The 17,685-nt window shown below is 63.6% G+C and carries 17 protein-coding genes; 6 read left to right on the forward strand and 11 right to left on the reverse strand.

The features are described from left to right. The 11 genes from AB7S84_RS11920 to AB7S84_RS11970 form a co-directional block, all read right to left on the reverse strand. A partial coding sequence (locus AB7S84_RS11920) for an IclR family transcriptional regulator (RefSeq protein ID WP_428154655.1) occupies positions 1–730 on the reverse strand: 730 nt, incomplete at its 3' end. A gap of 187 nt (positions 731–917) precedes the next feature. After that, positions 918–2,099, reverse strand: coding sequence for a pyridoxal phosphate-dependent aminotransferase (locus AB7S84_RS11925; RefSeq protein WP_020875346.1), 1,182 nt, complete (start codon positions 2,097–2,099; stop codon positions 918–920). 14 nt (positions 2,100–2,113) lie between these two features. After that, entirely contained in the window at positions 2,114–2,335 is a 222-nt protein-coding gene (locus AB7S84_RS11930) for a NifU family protein (protein WP_020875345.1), read from the reverse strand. A 151-nt stretch (positions 2,336–2,486) separates the two neighbouring features. Further along, on the reverse strand, positions 2,487–3,617 hold the full coding sequence (gene tgt, locus AB7S84_RS11935; protein ID WP_428154659.1) for a tRNA guanosine(34) transglycosylase Tgt: 1,131 nt from the start codon (positions 3,615–3,617) through the stop codon (positions 2,487–2,489). A gap of 10 nt (positions 3,618–3,627) precedes the next feature. Then, positions 3,628–4,710, reverse strand: coding sequence for a tRNA preQ1(34) S-adenosylmethionine ribosyltransferase-isomerase QueA (gene queA / locus AB7S84_RS11940; RefSeq protein WP_020875343.1), 1,083 nt, complete (start codon positions 4,708–4,710; stop codon positions 3,628–3,630). Position 4,711: 1 nt separating this feature from the next. Continuing rightward, on the reverse strand, positions 4,712–4,903 hold the full coding sequence (locus tag AB7S84_RS11945; RefSeq protein ID WP_020875342.1) for a DUF2065 domain-containing protein: 192 nt from the start codon (positions 4,901–4,903) through the stop codon (positions 4,712–4,714). Between the two features lie 187 nt (positions 4,904–5,090). Next, complete coding sequence (lpdA, locus tag AB7S84_RS11950; protein ID WP_428154662.1) at positions 5,091–6,515, reverse strand: dihydrolipoyl dehydrogenase; 1,425 nt, start codon at positions 6,513–6,515, stop codon at positions 5,091–5,093. Positions 6,516–6,529: 14 nt separating this feature from the next. Next, complete coding sequence (locus AB7S84_RS11955; RefSeq protein ID WP_428154664.1) at positions 6,530–7,936, reverse strand: dihydrolipoamide acetyltransferase family protein; 1,407 nt, start codon at positions 7,934–7,936, stop codon at positions 6,530–6,532. Between the two features lie 15 nt (positions 7,937–7,951). Further along, positions 7,952–8,932 carry an alpha-ketoacid dehydrogenase subunit beta gene (locus tag AB7S84_RS11960; protein ID WP_020875339.1) on the reverse strand — a complete coding sequence of 327 codons (981 nt, stop codon included), beginning with the start codon at positions 8,930–8,932 and terminating at the stop codon, positions 7,952–7,954. A gap of 1 nt (position 8,933) precedes the next feature. Next, entirely contained in the window at positions 8,934–10,031 is a 1,098-nt protein-coding gene (pdhA, locus tag AB7S84_RS11965) for a pyruvate dehydrogenase (acetyl-transferring) E1 component subunit alpha (protein ID WP_020875338.1), read from the reverse strand. Between the two features lie 181 nt (positions 10,032–10,212). Continuing rightward, positions 10,213–11,016 carry a DnaJ domain-containing protein gene (locus AB7S84_RS11970; RefSeq protein ID WP_428154667.1) on the reverse strand — a complete coding sequence of 268 codons (804 nt, stop codon included), beginning with the start codon at positions 11,014–11,016 and terminating at the stop codon, positions 10,213–10,215. A 292-nt stretch (positions 11,017–11,308) separates the two neighbouring features. On the opposite strand from AB7S84_RS11970, the gene AB7S84_RS11975 reads away from it, so the two are divergent. From AB7S84_RS11975 to AB7S84_RS12000, 6 genes are all read left to right on the forward strand, one after another. Beyond that, entirely contained in the window at positions 11,309–13,867 is a 2,559-nt protein-coding gene (locus tag AB7S84_RS11975; protein WP_020875336.1) for an ATP-binding cassette domain-containing protein, read from the forward strand. Continuing rightward, positions 13,842–14,399: a Crp/Fnr family transcriptional regulator gene (locus AB7S84_RS11980; protein WP_020875335.1), complete on the forward strand. Its 558-nt coding sequence runs from the start codon at positions 13,842–13,844 to the stop codon at positions 14,397–14,399. Before AB7S84_RS11975 ends, AB7S84_RS11980 begins: the two co-directional genes overlap by 26 nt. Before the next feature lie 253 nt (positions 14,400–14,652). Beyond that, positions 14,653–15,261, forward strand: a complete 609-nt coding sequence (locus tag AB7S84_RS11985; RefSeq protein ID WP_144016549.1) for a hypothetical protein — start codon at positions 14,653–14,655, stop codon at positions 15,259–15,261. 22 nt (positions 15,262–15,283) lie between these two features. Beyond that, positions 15,284–16,324: a hypothetical protein gene (locus AB7S84_RS11990; protein ID WP_020875333.1), complete on the forward strand. Its 1,041-nt coding sequence runs from the start codon at positions 15,284–15,286 to the stop codon at positions 16,322–16,324. Beyond that, positions 16,299–16,718, forward strand: coding sequence for a PqqD family protein (locus AB7S84_RS11995; protein WP_040414031.1), 420 nt, complete (start codon positions 16,299–16,301; stop codon positions 16,716–16,718). Before AB7S84_RS11990 ends, AB7S84_RS11995 begins: the two co-directional genes overlap by 26 nt. A 13-nt stretch (positions 16,719–16,731) precedes the next feature. Then, on the forward strand, positions 16,732–17,685 hold a 954-nt coding region (locus tag AB7S84_RS12000), incomplete at its 3' end, for a PDC sensor domain-containing protein (protein WP_428154671.1).

A 17,685-nucleotide genomic window follows, 5' to 3' on the forward strand; every position in this document is an offset into this window, starting at 1 on the left:
TCAAAAGGGCCGCGATGCAGAATTTGCGGTGGATGGGATCGCGGTACCGGATCTCCGGCAGGGCCAGGCTGATGGCGGCCAGGAGCGATCCCCGGTAATCCAATACCGGCGCGCTCAGGGCGCCGAGGCCCGCTATCCGCTCCCCGAGGCTGGCGGCGTAGCCTTGACGCCGGATCCGGTCGAGCTCTTTTTTGAGGCCGACGGCGTCGGTGACGGTCTGGTCGGTCAGGGTTTCGAGTCCGGGCCTGCCGAGATAACGCTCGATGAACGCCGCCGAGGAAAAGGCGAGAAGGCATTTGGCCGACGCCCCGGCATGGAGCGGGGATCGGTTGCCGATGGGCATGATGGCCTTCAGCTCCTGGGGGGATTCCATGTGGTCGATGCAGACGCGGTCGGTTCCATCGATAACGTTGAGGTGGACCGTCTCCCGGGTGGCCTCGAGCAGCGCCTGCATGAAGGATCGCGCGGCGCGGGGGAGGGGCTGGTCCGATTCGAGGACGGCGATGAACCGATAGTAGACGCTTCCCAGCCGATACTGTCGGGTCTGATCGTCCTGCTCCACGAACCCGTGAAGCTTCAGGGTCTGGAGGATGCGCTGGACCGTTGCCGGGCTGAAGCCCAGGCGCGCCGCCAGCTCCCGGACGCCCCAGACGGGATGGTCCGCCTGAAAGGCCTGGAGAATGGCGATGGCTTTCTCCACTGAATTGAGATTGGACGAATTTTGTTTCATAATACAAAACGATGTTTTATTTTTGATGGGCTGCTTATGACAGACCGGTGCGGAGTTGTCAAGGGGGATTTTGTCGATCTTGGGAAGGCGGGGAGGATGAAACGTCCGTGAGCGGCGTTCAGCCATAAAAAAAGCCCGCGCTTCAGAGCGTGCGGGCTTTCAGATCTGCGAACTGTCGGTATGTCTTCTACCGGTACTTCTCGATGGTCCGTTTAAATCCCGGCATGGCGCCCGTGATGGTCTTGTCGTCCACGCAGTAGGCGATCCGGAAGTGGCCGGGGCCGCCGAAGCCGCTGCCGGGAACCGCCAGGATCCGCTCCTCCTGGAGGGCCTGGACAAAGGCGACGTCGTCGGGGATGGGACTTTTCGGGAAAAGATAAAAGGCCCCCGGCGGCGTGATGAAGTCATAGCCGCATTCCGCAAGCCCCTTGCAGAGGAGCCGACGCTTCCGGTCATACTCTGAAACGTCCACGGTGACGCCCTGGAGCCGTGCCACGACCCGCTGCATCATGGAGGGGGCGTTGACGAATCCCAGAATCCGGTTGGTGAGGGCCAGGGCTGCCAGGAGATTCCTGCGGTCGTCCACGGCCGGGTTCACCGCGATATAACCCAGGCGCTCGCCGGGGATCGAGAGCTCCTTGGAGTAGGAGGTGGCCACGATGCTGTTGGGGGATGCCGTGAAGATGCCGGGCACCGTCGCCCCGTCATAGACGATGTTGCGGTAGGGTTCGTCCGAGACGAGGTAGATGGCCCGACCCATGGCCTCGCCCCGGTCCAGGAGCAGCCGGCCCAGGGCCGCCAGGCTCTCGGCGTCGTAGATCTGGCCGGTGGGGTTGTTGGGAGAGTTGATGAGGACGATCTTCGTCTTTTCCGTAACGGCCGCATCGATGGCGGCGAGATCCAGGGTGAAGTCCTCACGGGTCGGCACGGTTTTCAAAATGCCGCCGTGGTTGTCGGCGTATGCGTTGTACTCCACGAAATAGGGCGCCGGCACGAGGACCTCGTCCCCGGGATCCAGCAGGGCCTTGAAGACGGCGTTGAGGGCGCCGGCGGCACCGCAGGTCATGATGACGTCGTCGGCGGTGATGGCCGCGCCCTGCACCCTCCCCACATGGTCGGCCACCGCCTGGCGGACAAAGGGGTATCCCGTGTTGGGCATGTAGCCGTGGTCCCTGGCCTCACCCGAGTCGACAAGCTCCCGAAGGGTCTTTTCGAAGATCTCGGGGGGCGGGACGTTGGGGTTTCCCAGGCTGAAATCATACACGTTTTCCGCCCCGTGGAGGGCCTTGAGCCGTGCCCCCTCCTCGAACATCTTCCGGATCCATGAGGATTTTTCGATCACTGCCTGGATCTTCACTGCAATGGGCATTCATCTCCTCCGGGTTAGGCGGGTTCGACGGCTTTGACTTCCGGGATCTCCTGCTTGAGAACCCGTTCGATGCCGTTTCTGAGGGTCATCTGGGACATGGGGCAGCCGGCGCAGGCGCCCTTGAGGCGGACCCTGACGATGCCGTTGGCCAGGACCTCCACCAGCTCGACGTCGCCGCCGTCCCGTTGGAGGGCGGGCCGGATTTTCTTCAATACCGCTTCGACTTTTTCCTTCATGGGTGCTCCTTCTCTGTGTAGGGGTTGAACGGAACGCGTCGCGCTCCGGATGCGACAAACGGCGCAACGACGCCGGGTGGCCGGCGTCGGCATCCCGTGAATGCGCGTTCCCTGGGTTGCGTCTCTTAACATAAGGCTCAAATGGGGTTTGTCATGCCGCGCCCCCGGGCTCACGGTCGGCGTAAAAGCGCTTCCGAAACGCCTCGAACCGCCCCTCGGCAATGGCCGACCGCATCCGGGCCGTCAGGTCGAGGTAATAATGGAGGTTGTGGAGGGTGTTGAGCCGGTAGGCCAGCAGTTCCCGGGACTGGTAGAGGTGCCGGAGGTATGCCCGGGAGTAGTTCCGGCAGGTGTAGCAGACGCACTCGGAGTCGACGGGGGCCGTGTCGGTCCGGTGGCGGCTGTTGGCGATGTTGAGGGTGCCCCGGCGGGTGAAGAGCTGCCCGTTCCTGGCGTTCCGGGTCGGCATGACGCAGTCGAACATGTCGGCGCCCCGGGCCGTCAGCTCCACCAGATCCTCGGGGGTGCCCACCCCCATGATGTACTTGGGACGGTCGCCGGGCAAAAGCGGCAGCGCGGCTTCGGCGACGTCGTACATCATCTGGTTGGGCTCCCCCACGCTGAGGCCCCCCAGGGCGTATCCGCTGAAATCCATGGCCGTTAGGGCCTCGGCCGACATGCGCCGGAGATCGTCGTACATGCCGCCCTGGACGATGCCGAAAAGGGCGTTCTTTTCGCCGCTTTGCTCCCGCCAGGTTTTTCGGCACCGCCCGGCCCACTGCGTGGTGATCTCGAGGGCCGCGAGGGCGGCCGCCCGTTCGGCGGGGTAGGCGATGCACTGGTCGAGACACATGATGACGTCCGAGTCGAGGCTGATCTGAATCTCGATGGACTTCTCGGGCGTGAGGAGGTGCCGGGAGCCGTCGATGTGGGACTGGAAGCTTGCTCCCGCCTCGGTGATCCTGGTGAGCCTGGCCAGGGAGAAGACCTGGAACCCGCCGCTGTCGGTGAGAATGGGGCCGTCCCAGTTCATGAACCGGTGGAGGCCCGAGAACCGATCGATGACGTCGCATCCCGGCCGGAGATAGAGGTGGTAGGTGTTGCCCAGAATGATCTGTGCCCCGGCGGCCGTGAGGTCCTCGGGGGTCAGGCTCTTCACCGTCCCCAGGGTGCCCACGGGCATGAAGACGGGGGTCTCGACCGTGCCGTGAACCAGCGAGAGCCTCCCGGTGCGGGCCCGGGTCGTCGTGCAGCGTGCAGTGACCTGAAACGGATGGGGCATTTTTCTCCTTTCACCCGATCAACATCGCATCCCCGTAACTGAAGAAACGATATCCCCGGGCCACGGCCTCCCGATAGGCCGAGAGCACGTTCTCCCGGCCGGCAAAGGCCGACACCAGCATGATCAGGGTCGACTCCGGGAGGTGGAAGTTGGTGATCACGGCGTCGACGGCCCTGAACCGGTACCCGGGATAAATGAACAGGTCGCAGTGGCCGCTTCCCGGTGCGATCCGGCCGTCCGGACCGGCGGCGTATTCGAGGGTTCTCACCGAGGTGGTGCCCACGGCCACCACGCGCCGCCCCTCGGACCGGGCGAGGTTGACGGCCTCGGCGGTCTTCTCGGGGATGGTGAATGCTTCGTGGTGCATCCGGTGCTCCCGGATGTCGTCGACCCGGACGGGAACGAAGGTGCCGTACCCCACGTGGAGGGTGACGGCGGCCACCGTCACGCCCCGCTCCCGGATGCGGGCCAGAAGCTCCGGCGTGAAATGGAGGCCGGCGGTGGGTGCGGCCACGGCGCCTTTCCGGGCCGCGTAGACGGTCTGGTAATGCGTTCGGTCGTCAGGGGTTCCCCCGCCTTCGGCAGCCGTCCCCGGCTCTCCGTCTCCGTTTCGCCGGATATAGGGCGGCAGGGGCATCCGTCCGATCCGGTAGAGTATCGACTCAAAAGGCTCCGGGCTCGAAAATCGCAGGGTGTGGACGGCCTCCCGGCTGTCCACCACCTCCGCGGTGAGCCCCTGGTCAAAGAAGATGCGGGTGCCCGGTTTCGGCCGCTTGGCGGCCTTGAGCATGCAATTGCGGGTCACCTCCCGGGCGTGGGCGGCCCTGCCGTCGTGAGGGTCGAGGATCAGGATCTCCACCTTCCCGCCGCTGGCCTTCCGGCCGTAGAGCCTGGCCGGTACGACCTCGGTGTCGTTGATCACGAGAAGGTCCGAAGGATCGAGAAGCGCGGGGAGGTCCGCGAAGACGCGATGGGCGATCCGGCCGTCCCCCCGGTTCAGGCAGAGGAGGCGGGATGCGTCCCGGCGTGCCGAAGGCGACTGGGCGATGAGATCCTGGGGCAGGTCGTAACGGTAGTCCTTGAGCCGGTACATTCTAGTCGAACATCCTCCCCGCCCAGACCGTCAAAAGCCCCGCGAGCATCATGATAAGGCCCAGCCCCCGCAGGGTTCGGGGCGGGAGTTCCAGAATTCTTTCCAGCCAGGATTTCATCCGGTTCGGAAAGGCGGCATAGGGAAACCCCTCTATGAACATGACCATGCCGACGACGCACAGAAAAAATTCCATCGGTCTGTTTTCCTCACTGCTGAAGATATCCCGGCACCGTTCAGGCCGGCCCTGACAATGGGCCCGGCTGTCGTGCCGTCAAAACCGGTTTTGCCGGGGGTGCGTTAAAACGATCTATTATAGGCCCTGGGGATGGTTTGTCAAAAAAATAATGACGGGACAGCCGCCCGGAGGCGGGCGGCGTCGGTTATTTCCGGACGGGAGGCGCGTGGACGGCTCCGCCCAGAAAGAGCTCGGCCGCCTCGGCCTCGGTCTCCGAGAGGGTGGGGTGGGGATGGATGGTAAAGGCGACGTCCTGGACCACGGCGCCCATCTCGACGGCCAGAACACCCTCCGAGATAAGCCCTTCGGTGTTCCGGCCCACGATGCCGACGCCCAGAATCCGCTGAGATTCGGGATCGACGATCATCTTGGTCATCCCCTCGGGGGTCCCCAGGGTGACGGCCCGGCCTGAATACTTCCAGGGGAATCGCCGGACCTCGACGGTCCGTTTTTCCTGCCTGGCCGCCGTTTCGGTGAGGCCGCAATAGGCGATCTGGGGATCGGTGTACACCACCGCCGGGATCGCTGCGGCATCGAAGGCCGAGGGCTGCCCGGCCATGACCTCGGCCGCGATCTTGCCTTCGCGGGAGGCCTTGTGGGCCAGCATCATGCCGCCGGTGACGTCGCCTACGGCAAAGATGTTTTCGTCCCCGGTCCGTTGCCGATCGTCGACAATGACAAACCCCCGGTCGTCGGTGCGAACCCGGGTGTTTTCAAGGCCGAGGCCCCGGGTGTTGGGTGCCCTCCCGACGGCGACGAGGACCCGGTCGAAGGTGTCGTCGCTCCCGTTTCCGGAAAACGAGACGTCCACACCGTCGTCGCGGGGCTGGAGCTTCGATACGCGGGTGTTGAGGTGAACCGCTTTGAAGGCCTTGTCCAGCCGGCGCTTCAGGGGCGCCGTGAGATCGTCGTCGATGCCCGGCAGCAGGCGGTCCCCCATCTCCACCAGATGGATCTCCGAACCCAGGGCCGCGTAAATCATCCCGATCTCGAGGCCGACATACCCGCCGCCCACCACCAGCATCCGTTTGGGGATGTCGGGGAGGCTCAGGGCCGCCGTGGAGCTCATGATCCGGCCGTCTTTTTCGAAATCCGTGTCCGGGAGGGGGATTGGGCGGGAGCCTGTGGCGATGACGGCATGCTTGAACCGGATGCCGCTGATGTCCGATCCCGGGATCCGGACTTCATTGGCGCTCTTGAACGCTGCCCGGCCTTGCAGCAATTGAATGCCCCGGGCTTTCGTCAACTGCATCAGGCCCTTCGCCAGTTTGTCCACCACCTGTTGTTTCCAGCCGCGGACGCCCGCGATGTCGATATCGGGCCGGCCGAAGGTGATGCCCATCTCCCTGGCCCGGTCGGCGTCGTGGAGCAGTTCGGCGAGGGTGAGATACGTCTTGGAGGGGATGCATCCCCTGAAGAGGCAGACCCCGCCCGGCCCTTCGCCCATGTCGATGAGGGTCACGTCCATGCCCAGGTCCGCCGCCCGAAAGGCCGCGGCGTATCCTCCCGGCCCGCCGCCGATGACGACGACCTCGCAATCCTGTACCAGTTCTCCCATAACCATAATCATCTCCAATCCGGCCTTCAGCCGGTTAAAAACAATTCCTCGGGATCGGCCAGGGCGGCCGTGACCGTCGCGAGGAAGCGGGAGGCGTCGCCGCCGTCGAGGATCCGGTGATCCATGGTGAGGATGATCGGCATCATGAGGCGGGGCACGATCTCATGCCGGCCCGACGGCAGGGTGTGCACCACCGGCGCCATACCGGCTCGTCCCATGCCCAGGATGGCCGCCTGAGGATGGTTGACGATGGGCACGAAGAGGGTGCCGCCGCTCCCCCCGGTGTTGGTGACGGTGAAGGTCCCGCCCTGGAGCTCCTCCACGGCGATCTTCCGGTTCCGGGTCTTGTCCACCAATCCTTTGAGTTCGACGGCGATCTGGGTGAGGCTCTTGCGGTCCACGTTCCGGAGCACCGGAACGATCAGTCCGTCCTCGGTGTCCACCGCCACGCCGATGTGATAGTAGCGCTTCAGGATGAGCTCCCCCGACGCCGCGTCCAGGCTCGAGTTGAAATAGGGGAATCGTTTCAGGGCCGAAACCAGGGCCTTCAGCACGAAGACCGTGAGGCTCAGATGTCCGTCCTGCTCGGCGATCTTTTCCTTGTGCTTCCGGCGAAAGGCTTCCAGATCGGTGATGTCGACCATGTCCGTGGTGGTGACGTGGGGGATCCGGGACCAGGCCACGGCCATCTGTCTGGCCGTAGCCCGCCGAATGGAGCGGACAGGGACCCGCTCCACCTCGCCCCACCGGGAAAAGTCGGGCAGATCGGGGGCGTCCGCCGAAAGGGGTCGGGGCTGTTCCGGAGCTTCAGACCGATCCGGCGCCGCTTCCGGCTTTTCCGGGGCCTTTTCGGTCTTTTTCCCTTCCCGTGCCGCCGTGCCGCCGGCATCGGCATGACGCCGGACATCGTCCGCCGTGACCACCCCGCCCCGGCCGGTGGGCGTCACCTCATGAAGATCGATCTCCATCTCCCGGGCCAGACGCCGGGTGGCGGGGGATGCGGGCACCGGTCCCTTCCGGTCCCGGGGGCGCCCCTCGTCTGTCTTGTCCGCGGCCTTGTCTTCCTTCTCTTCCCGGCTCGGCTTGTCCGGCTCTTCCGCGCTCTGCTCGTCCGCTTCGGATTTTTTCGAGGGCTTCGCCCCCGAGGATGCGTCGCGCTCTCCGGATGCTTCCGGTTCTTCCGTTTCGGATGCCGCTGCCGTGTCGAAGGTCATCAGAACGTCGCCCACCTTGACCACGTCTCCCGCCTTGACGCGGATCTCCACGACGGTGCCGGTGACGGGGGAGGGAATCTCCACGGCCGCCTTGTCGGTTTCGATCTCGAGAATGACGTCGCCTTCCTCGACGCGGTCGCCCTCCGACACCGTCACGGCGGTCACCTCCCCTTCGTGAATCCCTTCCCCCAGGTCGGGTAGCTTGAAAGATTGGGTCATGGGTTTTCCTCCGAATCAGGTTTCAAGAATTTTCTTGGCTTCGTGGACGATGCGCTCCACGGTGGGGATGTAGTGCTTCTCCCGGCTGAAGAGGGGAATGACGACGTCATAGCCGGTAACCCGTCCGATGGGCACCTCCAGGTAGTAGAAGGCCTTCTCCACCAGTCGGGCCGTGATCTCGGCCCCGGGGCCGAAGCTCATGGGGGCCTCGTGGACGATCACGGCATGCCCCGTCTTTTTGACGGACGTGACGAAAAGGGTGTCGTCCAGGGGCGAGATGGTCAGCAGGTCGATGACCTCGACGGAGACGCCCTTCTCCTTCTCCAGTCGCTCCGCGGCCTCGAGGGCGGGGCGCAGCATGGCCCCGTAAGCGATGAGGGTCAGGTCGTCCCCTTCCCGGGCAATCCGGGACTCGCCCAGGGGGATCGTCTCCTCCGCCTCGGGCACCTCCTCCCGGAAGGCCCGGTAGAGGGCCTTGGCCTCATAAAATATGACGGGGTCCGGGTCCCGGATGGCGCTCACCAGGAGGGCCCGGGCGTTCCGGGGCCCCGACGGGATCACCATCTTGAGGCCGGGGATGTGGGCCCAGAAGGCCTCGCGGCTCTCGGAGTGGTGTTCCAGGGCGCGGACGCCGCCGCCGTAGGGCGCCCGCAGCACCATGGGGACGTGATAGCGCCCCTGGGAGCGCCACCGGAGGCGCGAGGCGTGATTTTCGATCTGGTGGAAATTCTGGTAGGCGAAGCCGGAAAACTGGATCTCGCACACCGGCTTCAGTCCGTAAACCGCCATGCCGACGGACATGCCGACGATGCCGTTCTCCGAGAGGGGGGTGTCCACCACCCGCGTCTCGCCGAATTTTTCGTAAAGGCCGTCGGTGACGCGGAAGACGCCGCCGTCCTTGCCGACGTCCTCACCCAGTACGATGACGCCGTCGTCTCGTTCCATCTCCTGTCGCAGGGCCAGATTGAGGGCCTGTACCATTGTCATCTTCGCCATGTCAGTCCTCCTCGCGGGTTTTCTCGAGCCAACGGGCAAGGGCTTCTCGCTGGGATTTCAGGTGCGGGGGCGGCGTCTCGTAAACATGCTCGAACATGAGAAGCGGGTCCGGGGCGTCCGCCATCTGCTTTTCGGCATTGTCCACCGCCGTCTGGATCCGGTCCTTTACCGACTGCTCCACGTCGGCGATGCCGTCGTCGTCCAGGAGCTTCCGCTCCTTGAGGTAAACCTGGAAACGCTGGATGGGATCCTTCTGCCGCCAGGATTCCACCTCCTCGTCGGTGCGGTATCGCTTGGGGTCGTCGGCGGTGGTGTGCATCATGAGACGATAGGTGACGCATTCGATCAGGGTGGGGCCTTCGCCCGACCGGGCCCTATCCGCCGCTTCCTTTGCGGCGGCATAAACGGCGAGGATGTCGTTGCCGTCCACCTGGATTCCCTCGATACCGTAGGCCAGGGCCTTCTGGGCGATGGTCTTGGACCGCGTCTGACGGGAGCGTGGGATGGAGATGGCCCATTGGTTGTTCTGGCAGACGAAGATGACGGGAACCTGGAAAACGCCGGCGAAATTGAAGGCCTCGTGGACGTCCCCCTGGGAGGTGGCGCCGTCGCCGAAGAAGGTCATGGCCACGTGCTTCTTCCCGCGATATTTCAGGGCCCAGGCAAGGCCCACGGCGTGGAGGGTCTGGGACCCCACGGGTACGGCGTTGGGGAGATCGTTCCGGTCCTCCGCCACGTGAAAGCCCTCGTTGTATCCGTTGAAGGCCATGAGGACGCTTTCCATGGACCGCCCCCGCCACAGCTCCGCCGCGGTCTCCCGAAAGGAGGGCACCATCCAGTCTTCGGGTTCCAGGACGGCTGCGGCCCCGAGATGGGCCGCCTCCTGGCCGGTAATGGGGGGAAAGGTGCCGATGCGTCCCTGGCGCTGCAGGTTCAGCATCCGGCGATCGAACTCCCGCCCCAGGACCATGGCTTCGTAAAGTTTCATCAAGAGGTCGTCCGAAAGGTTGGGGTCGAGCTCGGCGTCGACCTTGCCGTTTTCGTCGAGAATGGAGAGATAGTCGATCTGTCCGGGGATGTCGATGGCTGTTCTGGGCATGTCGGTTCTCCTCCGATGGCTTTGGCGCCGATGATGCCGGCGACGCTGTTCAAAGGGAGTAATGAGCATAAAGATGATACTGCATGACCCGAACGTCAAGGGGAAGCGGCGGATTCGGGGGGCATGGGGCGGCGCGGTCGTGAGCGATGCCCTGTGCCCCCCGGCATCCGACGCCGGCGGCCTACGAGGCCAATTTGGCGAGAAACCCCTTGATCCTGCTCAGCAGAGGCTTTTGAATCCGGACCTTCAGGTAGAGATCCCCCGGGGGGCTGCCGATGATGGAGGGGCGCCCCATGCCGCTGAGCCGGATCCGCTGCCCCTCCCGGACACCCCGCGGAATCCGGACCACGAGCTTCTTGCCCAGCCTTTTGTGTTCGTAGGCATAGGGCCCGCCGTCCCGTGCCGTCTCCGGCGGGAGAACGAGGGTCTCCTCCACGTCCGCCCCTTTCATGAATCCACTGCCTGCGCCCGATTTCTCGAGAAGCCGGCGGACGATGCCGTCGAGAACGCCCGGGGTGTTGCGATGGGACGCGGGGCCGGTTCCAGGACCGCCGAAAAAGAAGAAACCGCCGCCGCGAACGCCCTTGCCCTTGAATTGAAAGGTCTGGTAGCCCTGGCCGTAAAAATCCTTGAAAATGGCGTCAAAACCGCGGAGGCCGAAGGATCGCGCCATCTCCTCGAAGATCTGATTGATGTCCGAGCCCCTGAAAATGTCCTGCTCGGAATAGTTCTGCCGGAACCGGCCGTGAGCGTCCGCGCCGAACCGTCGACGGAGGTCGTCGTAGGCCTGTTTTTTGGACGGGTCCGAGAGAACGGCGTAGGCCTCGTTGATGCGCTTCATGCGCTCTGCCGCTTCCGGGTCGTCGGTGTTTCGATCGGGATGGTATCGGAAGGCCAGTTTCCGATAGCCTTCCTTGATTTCCCTTTTGCCGGCGTCGGGCCCGACGCCCAGGACCTGATAATAATCCTCTTGAGTCATGAACATGTCACCTTTCCATTGAGGCATCCCCGATCGGGGCCGTGGTTTTCCATGGGCGGCCCATGGCTTCTGAACCGGGAAACATAATCATCGCGTTCGTGCAAATCAACGGGAAAGGATCCGCCGGGCCGACGGCGTGGGCAGATCGGGTGAAAAAGCGGATTGACCCGGGAGGATATTTATTCTATTCTTCTCATTAACGTGATTTTCGGCTTTCATAGGCCGTATCTATCCGGTCACCATCATGAAAGTTGAAGTGAGACCTTAAACTGTCCGCGTCATCAGGAGACCGCCGGATATGGTTACCCAGAAGCCCCTTTTCTACTGGATCTTTCACCGTTGTCGCCTGCTCCAGGCCGGTCTGTTGCTGATCATCCTGGCCGGTCTCTTTTTCAGGGTTTTTCCCCTGGAGATGCAGAAGCGGATCGTCAACACCGCCATCCACCTCAAGCAGACCGACCTCCTGATCCGCTACTGTCTACTCTATCTGGGGGCGGTCCTCCTGGCCGGCATCCTCAAGTACGCCGCCAACGTTCTGCAGAAATACCTGGGCCAGAAGATCCTGCTGGAGATCCGGACGGCGCTTTACGCCCATATCCTGCAGCTGCCCCTGGGATTCTTCCGGCGCACCCCCCCGGGAACGGTCATCACGGCCATGACGGGAGAGCTCGGCGCCGTGGGGCACTTCATCGGGGGTGCCCTCGCCGTTCCCGTCACCGCGGTTCTCACCCTTCTCGCCTTTGCGGGCTACATGATCTGGCTCGATCCCATGCTGGGGGTCATGAGCATCGCCCTTTACCCCCTGGAACTCGTCATCGTTCCCATACTTCAGCGACGCTACAACCGCCTCAATACCCAGCGGGTCGACGTGGTCCGGTCCGCCGCCAACACCATCGGCGAGGCGGTTTCAGGCATCCACGAAATCCAGGGAAACGCCGGGTACCGTCTGGAAGGAGAGAAAGCCGGACGCCGTTTCGAGACCCTCTTTTCCCTGGCCAATCGTCTTTTCGTGCTGAAATTCGGTATCAAGTTCACCAACAACCTATTCCAGAACATCGGCCCCTTCATCCTGTTCCTGGTAGGCGGGTATCTGGCCATTCACGGCCGTTTTACCCTGGGAGCCCTGGTGGCGTTCCTCTCGGCGTATGAAAAGATCTACGATCCCTGGAAAGAGCTGATCGAATACTACCAGGAGCTTCAGGATGCCCGGGTGCGGTATCGGCGGGTGATGGCCTGCTTCGATGCGACCCCCGAATTCGAGGTCTCGCCGGTGGGCCGGGAAATCTATCCCCTGGCGGGGCGGATTCAGGTCAACCGACTGGAATACGCCATCGAGGGGGGGATGGCGCTGCTGAAGGACATCAACTTTGAGCTCTCCCCCGGGGAACAGATGGCCCTGGTGGGCTTTTCGGGGAGCGGCAAGAGCACCCTGGCCATGCTCGTCGGTCAGCTCTACCGCCACAGCCGGGGTCGGATTCTCATCGACGGGCGGGATATCTCGACCCTCACCAAGGCGGACGTCAGCCGGAATATCGGCTTCGTGGCCCAGCACCCCTTCATTTTTGACGGAAGCGTCCGGGAGAACCTGCTCTACGCGATTCAAGCGAGGGCCTCGTCGGGTGACGAAGCCGCCGGATCCCATCTTCCGGATCGAAGCGTTCTCCTCGATATGGTCCGGAAGGTGGGGCTCGGGGACGATGTCGTCCGCTGGGGGCTCAACACGGTCATCACCGAGGGCCGAAGGGGTCGCTTCATGGAAAAGGTTTTCGAGATGCGGCGCCTGGTGCACGAGAAGCTCGTGGAATCCCACTCCGACGCGGTGGAGTTTTACGACGTCAACCAATTTCTCCGGCATGTACCCCTCTTTCGCAACCTCCTGTTCGGGGACGGCGGAAGGGATGGCTTCACCCTTGAAGGCATCACCGGGAATCGCCGTTTTATGCGGTTTCTTCGGGAAACGGATCTCGAAGAGCCCCTTGTCCGATTGGGATGGAACCTGGCCCGGGAAACGGTCCATCTCCTCCAGGATCTCAGGGACGACGACTTCTTTTTCGGCAGCAGCCCCATCCCCTCCGATCAATTCGATGTGTACCGGGACCTGGTTTCCCGGCTGGAGGCGTCGGGGCAGGAGACGCCGGCCCGCGACGACCGGATGCGGCTTCTGGATCTGGCCCTCGGCTACATCCCGGCCCGTCATAAAATGGCGGCGATTTCCGAGCGCCTCGCGGAAAAGATTCTGGCGGCACGGCATCGCTTCATCCAGGAGGTTGCCGGCATGGACATCGCCTATTGCCGCGAGGCCACCGAACGGTTTATAAAGGGTGAGGATCCCGGGCCGCCGGGGGCCGGCCGCGGCCTGTATTGCCCGACGGAGTATCTTTTCTCCAGAACGGTGATGGAAAACATCGTCTTTGGGACCCCCCGGTCCGACGACGCCGCCGAAACATCGGTCCTGCGGGATGTGGTGGTGGATCGTCTTTCGGAGTCGGGGCTCCTGGACGACATCATGGAACTGGGGCTCGATTTCCAGGTGGGAAGCAAGGGCGACCGCCTTTCCGGTGGGCAGCGCCAGAAGATCGCCATCGCCAGGGCCTTTCTCAAGGGTGCGCCGATCCTCATCCTGGACGAGGCCACCGCCAGCCTCGACAATACCTCCCAGGGAAAAATCCAGAGATACCTGGAAAGGGATCTGGGCGGGAAAACCACCGTCATCGCCGTGCTCCATCGCCTGGATCTGACCCGGACCTATGACCGCATTGCGGTGCTCAGGAACGGGGCTGTCGTGGAGTCGGGAACCTTTGCGGAACTCATGGCCCAAAAAGGAGCGTTTTATGAGCTTTTTCACGGACAGGGATGACAGGGCGAAAGCCGTCTCGGGGCGATCCGAGCTGGTGGAAAACCTTGAAGCCCTGCGGCGGCTTCCCATGTTCAGGGATATCCCCTTCGAGATCATCAAACTCCATGCCTACACGGCCCGGCGACGTCGCTACCCGCGGGGTGCCGTTGTCTTTCGCCAGGGACAGGCGGCCAACGAGGCGTTTCTCGTGCTGGAAGGCCGGGTCCGGCTTCTTCTGGAGGAGGCGGACGGTAAGATGATCGACCTTCAGATTCTGGAGCCCGGCGGATTTTTCGGCTACATGTCCCTTCTGGCCGAGTACGAGTGGCCCCTGTCGGCTCAGGTCGTCGACCCCGCCGACGTGTTGATTCTCGATCGGCACAGTTTCCGGAAAATCCTGATCCGGTATCCGGAAAAAGGTTTTCTGATCGTGGAACGTCTCGTTCAGATGCGGATGGCCCGGATGAAGGCCCATATGAATCTTCTGATGCGCTATATCGACGACAAATCCCAACTCATCGATCTCTACCGGGTCGATGGATCGCGGGGATGACCCCGGCCTTTGACGCCGCGGCAAGGATGCTTACTCTGTAATCTGGAATAGGTTCAGGGGGGTGACCGACCTGGCGGGCGGGGCCTCCGGGGGCACCATTGATGAAAGGCTGAAGACTGAAGGCTGAAGGCTGAAGGGGTGCGCCGGCCGCGAACGGAGCACTGATCCGCCTTCAATCTTATGCCTCTATCCGCTCACTATGATGAAAGGTTGACGTTGAGATATCACTATGAAGACTATGAAGATGACGGGTATGAAGAGATGGATGGTCGCGGGTGCGGTTCTGCTGTTCTCGATGCTTTCCTCCGGGGGCGCGAGAGCGGCCGATGCGCCGCGTTCCCTGGGCGGATTCGTACTGGGCGAGCCCATCTCGCGATATGGAGATCGACTGGAGATGGACACGGTCATCCGGGTACGGGATGTCGGATGCCTCATGGAAGTGGACGTCATTCCGCCGGCGGGCTTCGAGAACGGAACGATCAACTACGGCGTCTGCGCGGCCAGGGATCGGATCGTCCGTATCAAGCTCAAGTATGCGGACGAATCCCGGGGATTCTACGAGGAGCTTCTGTCCCGCTACAAGGCCCGGTTTGGACCTCCGGACGAATGGAAGGGCGATCCATTCCATGTGGTCATCGCCTGGAAATGGTATTTCAAGGATCGGAACAATGACCGGATCAGCCTGATTTTGCAGCACAACACCCAGGACGAAGACGAGAAGATCGGCAATTCGGTGAAACTGACCCATTCCACCGCCATGGCCGCGGAGATCCGGCATTATCGTGAGCGCCGGACCCGGGAGAAACCCCCGGTCGAAAAGGAGCGGAGCGTCCCGGACTGGGACCGGCTCCTGCCCCGTTAGGCGCCGGGCAGGGGTGGCGGCGATGTTCCCGGGTGACGGGACCGTGGTGGGGCCATGGAAAAGAGTGGGGTGGTGCGGCGTTCGTCTGTCGGTGCCGGAAGGCTGGCACCCGGCGGGCATGGACAGGGGGCACCTGGCGTTCGAAGGGGACACCGGCGCCGTGATGGCCGTCAAATGGGCGCCGACGCGAGGCCGCGGTCCGCTCCGGCGCAAGCTCCCCCGGATTCGCGGAGGCTTCCCCAGGGAAATACGTCACACATTCCGGGAGACGGTTTTGCCCCGGTCCTGGCGGGAGGCCCTTGCCGGAAATTTCGAACCGGCGGATCTGACGGATGCCGCCGCCTTCAGATGGTCGGATCCCGTCGGCGGCGGGGAGGGGCTCGTCATTCGAAGCAGACGTGACCGTCGGGTTTTTCTGCTGCTGTTTCACGGCGAGGGAGCCTCGTGCGGCGTCGATATCCCCGAGATCCTGACCGCCTTCAGGAGCGGCGCCCGCCAGGGTCGCGTGCTGTGGGCCGTGTTCGACATCCGGGCCTGGGTGCCCGAGGCCTTCAGGCTGGTGCGTCATCGGTTCGTGCCCGGGGATTTTGCGCTGACCCTGGCCGCCCGCCGTGAGACGCTTTGCCTCCACCGGTGGGGCCCCGCTTCGGTCCTGCTCCGAAACCGGACCCTGGGGGCCTTTGCGTCGGAGCGTTTCCGGATCTCCCGGCAGGGAATTTCCGACGGCGGGAACGGTCGGGCGATTGAATGGACCGAGGGTCCGGTCGGGGAAGGCCGGATCCGTCGGCTGTCGTCGCTTTTCTCCCCTATCCGTCGGGGCCGGGCATGGCATGCCGACGACTGCGACAAAATCCTGGCCCTTCAGACGGTGGGGCGGCGGTTGCCGGACGAGGATCGCTTTACGGCCCTTTGCGCCGCGTTCCACTGCGTGCCCCCGGAGGGGCCGAAGCCCGGGGGTGTTTTCGAGGGGCGGCTGACGGACAGACCGACGGACCCGAATCATGGCCCGAATCATGGCCCGAATCATGGAAGGACGAATGGTACGACGCTTCAGAAAATCTAACGCTCCCGGGCCCGTCACCCGCAAGGATGCACTGGCCTGTCGACCGGTGAAACACTCGGGCGTCTCAGAGGAGATCCTTGACGGGGGATTGGTTCAGGTTTCATATCCGTTGAAGCCGCGGCCCTGGATCGCGGCAATGGCCCGCAGGCTGGGTTCGGGGGTGGACAGACCCGTCGTCAAAAAGCTTCAGCTGGACGAGATGGGGAGCAGGGCCTGGGGTCTGATCGACGGCCGGCGCACCGTCGGCGGCATCATCCGGGAATTCTCGGATGTCTTTCGGCTGCATCCCAGGGAGGCGGAAGCGTCCGTCACCCTCTTCATCCGTGAACTGGGCAGGCGGGGCATCATCGGCCTTAAACCCGGCATCCCGAGCGACGCCGGTTCCAGGCGCTGAAGGCAGGTTATTCATGCGGATTCGCTGGAAGATCCTCGTACTGCTCCTCGCCGTTTCCATGGTGCCGATGCTGGCTTTGCGGTGGAAAGCCGGCGGGCTCTTCCACGCCCTGGCCCTGGAACTCTCGGAACAGGCCAGAGACACCCTCGCCACGCAGTCGACCCAGGCCCTGAAGCGGCTGGTGGAGGACCATGCGCGGGTGCTCAAGCGGGATGCGGAGCTGATCGACATGATCCTCAGGGTCCGGACGGCCGAATTGGAGCGACGGCTTTGGGGATCACCGGTTCCGGCCGAACGCTCCATCCGTGAAACGGACCGGGCCGGAGAGGCGCCGGCCGGCGATCTGAAGGAGCGGGATCCCCCGGTCTACTGCCGTCTGGTGGAAACGGGCGTGTGTGAGCCTTTGTCCGTCTCCCGTCGCGAACCCCTGTGGCGATTTCCCCCGGGGACGACGGCGTCCTATCGGGAGTTGACCGTCGGTCGTCTCGAGGGCATGGCCACTGTCTATGATGCCGTGGATCGGGAATTTCCGGGTCTTTTTCTCTGGCAGATGGTGGTGTTGGACAACGGGATCCAGACACTCTACCCCGGCCCTGCGGGGGTTTCACTGCCCGACGGTCGCGATGCGTCCTGGTATCGGCAGGTCAGGGAGCGGGGGAAAACGGTCTGGAGCATGCCCGTTATCGATTCCCTGACCTGTCGAATCGTAATTCCTGTCGCCGCGCCCATCCACGGGCCGGACGGGGCCTTCGCGGGTGCCGCGGCCCTCATGGTGCCGGTAAGCACGCTGCTCCACGAGAACAAGCATATCCGCATGCTCTCCAGGAACGTCATTTCACTCCTGGTGCGGGCGGTGCCGCGTTCCGCCTCCCGGGAGGCCGGGGTCATGATCATCGCCAGCGAGGATCCGGGAGGGGAACGGGGCCGGGAGTGGCGCTATCTCCAAACCGCCCGATGGCTGTCGTCG

The sequence above is a fragment of the Desulfococcus sp. genome, assembly GCF_050178255.1.
Taxonomy (GTDB): Bacteria; Desulfobacterota; Desulfobacteria; order Desulfobacterales; family Desulfococcaceae; genus Desulfococcus; species Desulfococcus multivorans.

What these genes read in the sequence shown, in the direction of transcription:
- AB7S84_RS11925 (WP_020875346.1), bottom strand. Translation starts at nt 2,099, where the DNA reads ATGCCCATTGCAGTGAAGATCCAGGCAGTGATCGAAAAATCCTCATGG.
- AB7S84_RS11930 (WP_020875345.1), bottom strand. Translation starts at nt 2,335, where the DNA reads ATGAAGGAAAAAGTCGAAGCGGTATTGAAGAAAATCCGGCCCGCCCTC.
- tgt (WP_428154659.1), bottom strand. Translation starts at nt 3,617, where the DNA reads ATGCCCCATCCGTTTCAGGTCACTGCACGCTGCACGACGACCCGGGCC.
- queA (WP_020875343.1), bottom strand. Translation starts at nt 4,710, where the DNA reads ATGTACCGGCTCAAGGACTACCGTTACGACCTGCCCCAGGATCTCATC.
- AB7S84_RS11945 (WP_020875342.1), bottom strand. Translation starts at nt 4,903, where the DNA reads ATGGAATTTTTTCTGTGCGTCGTCGGCATGGTCATGTTCATAGAGGGG.
- lpdA (WP_428154662.1), bottom strand. Translation starts at nt 6,515, where the DNA reads ATGATTATGGTTATGGGAGAACTGGTACAGGATTGCGAGGTCGTCGTC.
- AB7S84_RS11955 (WP_428154664.1), bottom strand. Translation starts at nt 7,936, where the DNA reads ATGACCCAATCTTTCAAGCTACCCGACCTGGGGGAAGGGATTCACGAA.
- AB7S84_RS11960 (WP_020875339.1), bottom strand. Translation starts at nt 8,932, where the DNA reads ATGGCGAAGATGACAATGGTACAGGCCCTCAATCTGGCCCTGCGACAG.
- pdhA (WP_020875338.1), bottom strand. Translation starts at nt 10,031, where the DNA reads ATGCCCAGAACAGCCATCGACATCCCCGGACAGATCGACTATCTCTCC.
- AB7S84_RS11970 (WP_428154667.1), bottom strand. Translation starts at nt 11,016, where the DNA reads ATGTTCATGACTCAAGAGGATTATTATCAGGTCCTGGGCGTCGGGCCC.
- AB7S84_RS11975 (WP_020875336.1), top strand. Translation starts at nt 11,309, where the DNA reads ATGGTTACCCAGAAGCCCCTTTTCTACTGGATCTTTCACCGTTGTCGC.
- AB7S84_RS11980 (WP_020875335.1), top strand. Translation starts at nt 13,842, where the DNA reads ATGAGCTTTTTCACGGACAGGGATGACAGGGCGAAAGCCGTCTCGGGG.
- AB7S84_RS11985 (WP_144016549.1), top strand. Translation starts at nt 14,653, where the DNA reads ATGAAGAGATGGATGGTCGCGGGTGCGGTTCTGCTGTTCTCGATGCTT.
- AB7S84_RS11990 (WP_020875333.1), top strand. Translation starts at nt 15,284, where the DNA reads ATGTTCCCGGGTGACGGGACCGTGGTGGGGCCATGGAAAAGAGTGGGG.
- AB7S84_RS11995 (WP_040414031.1), top strand. Translation starts at nt 16,299, where the DNA reads ATGGTACGACGCTTCAGAAAATCTAACGCTCCCGGGCCCGTCACCCGC.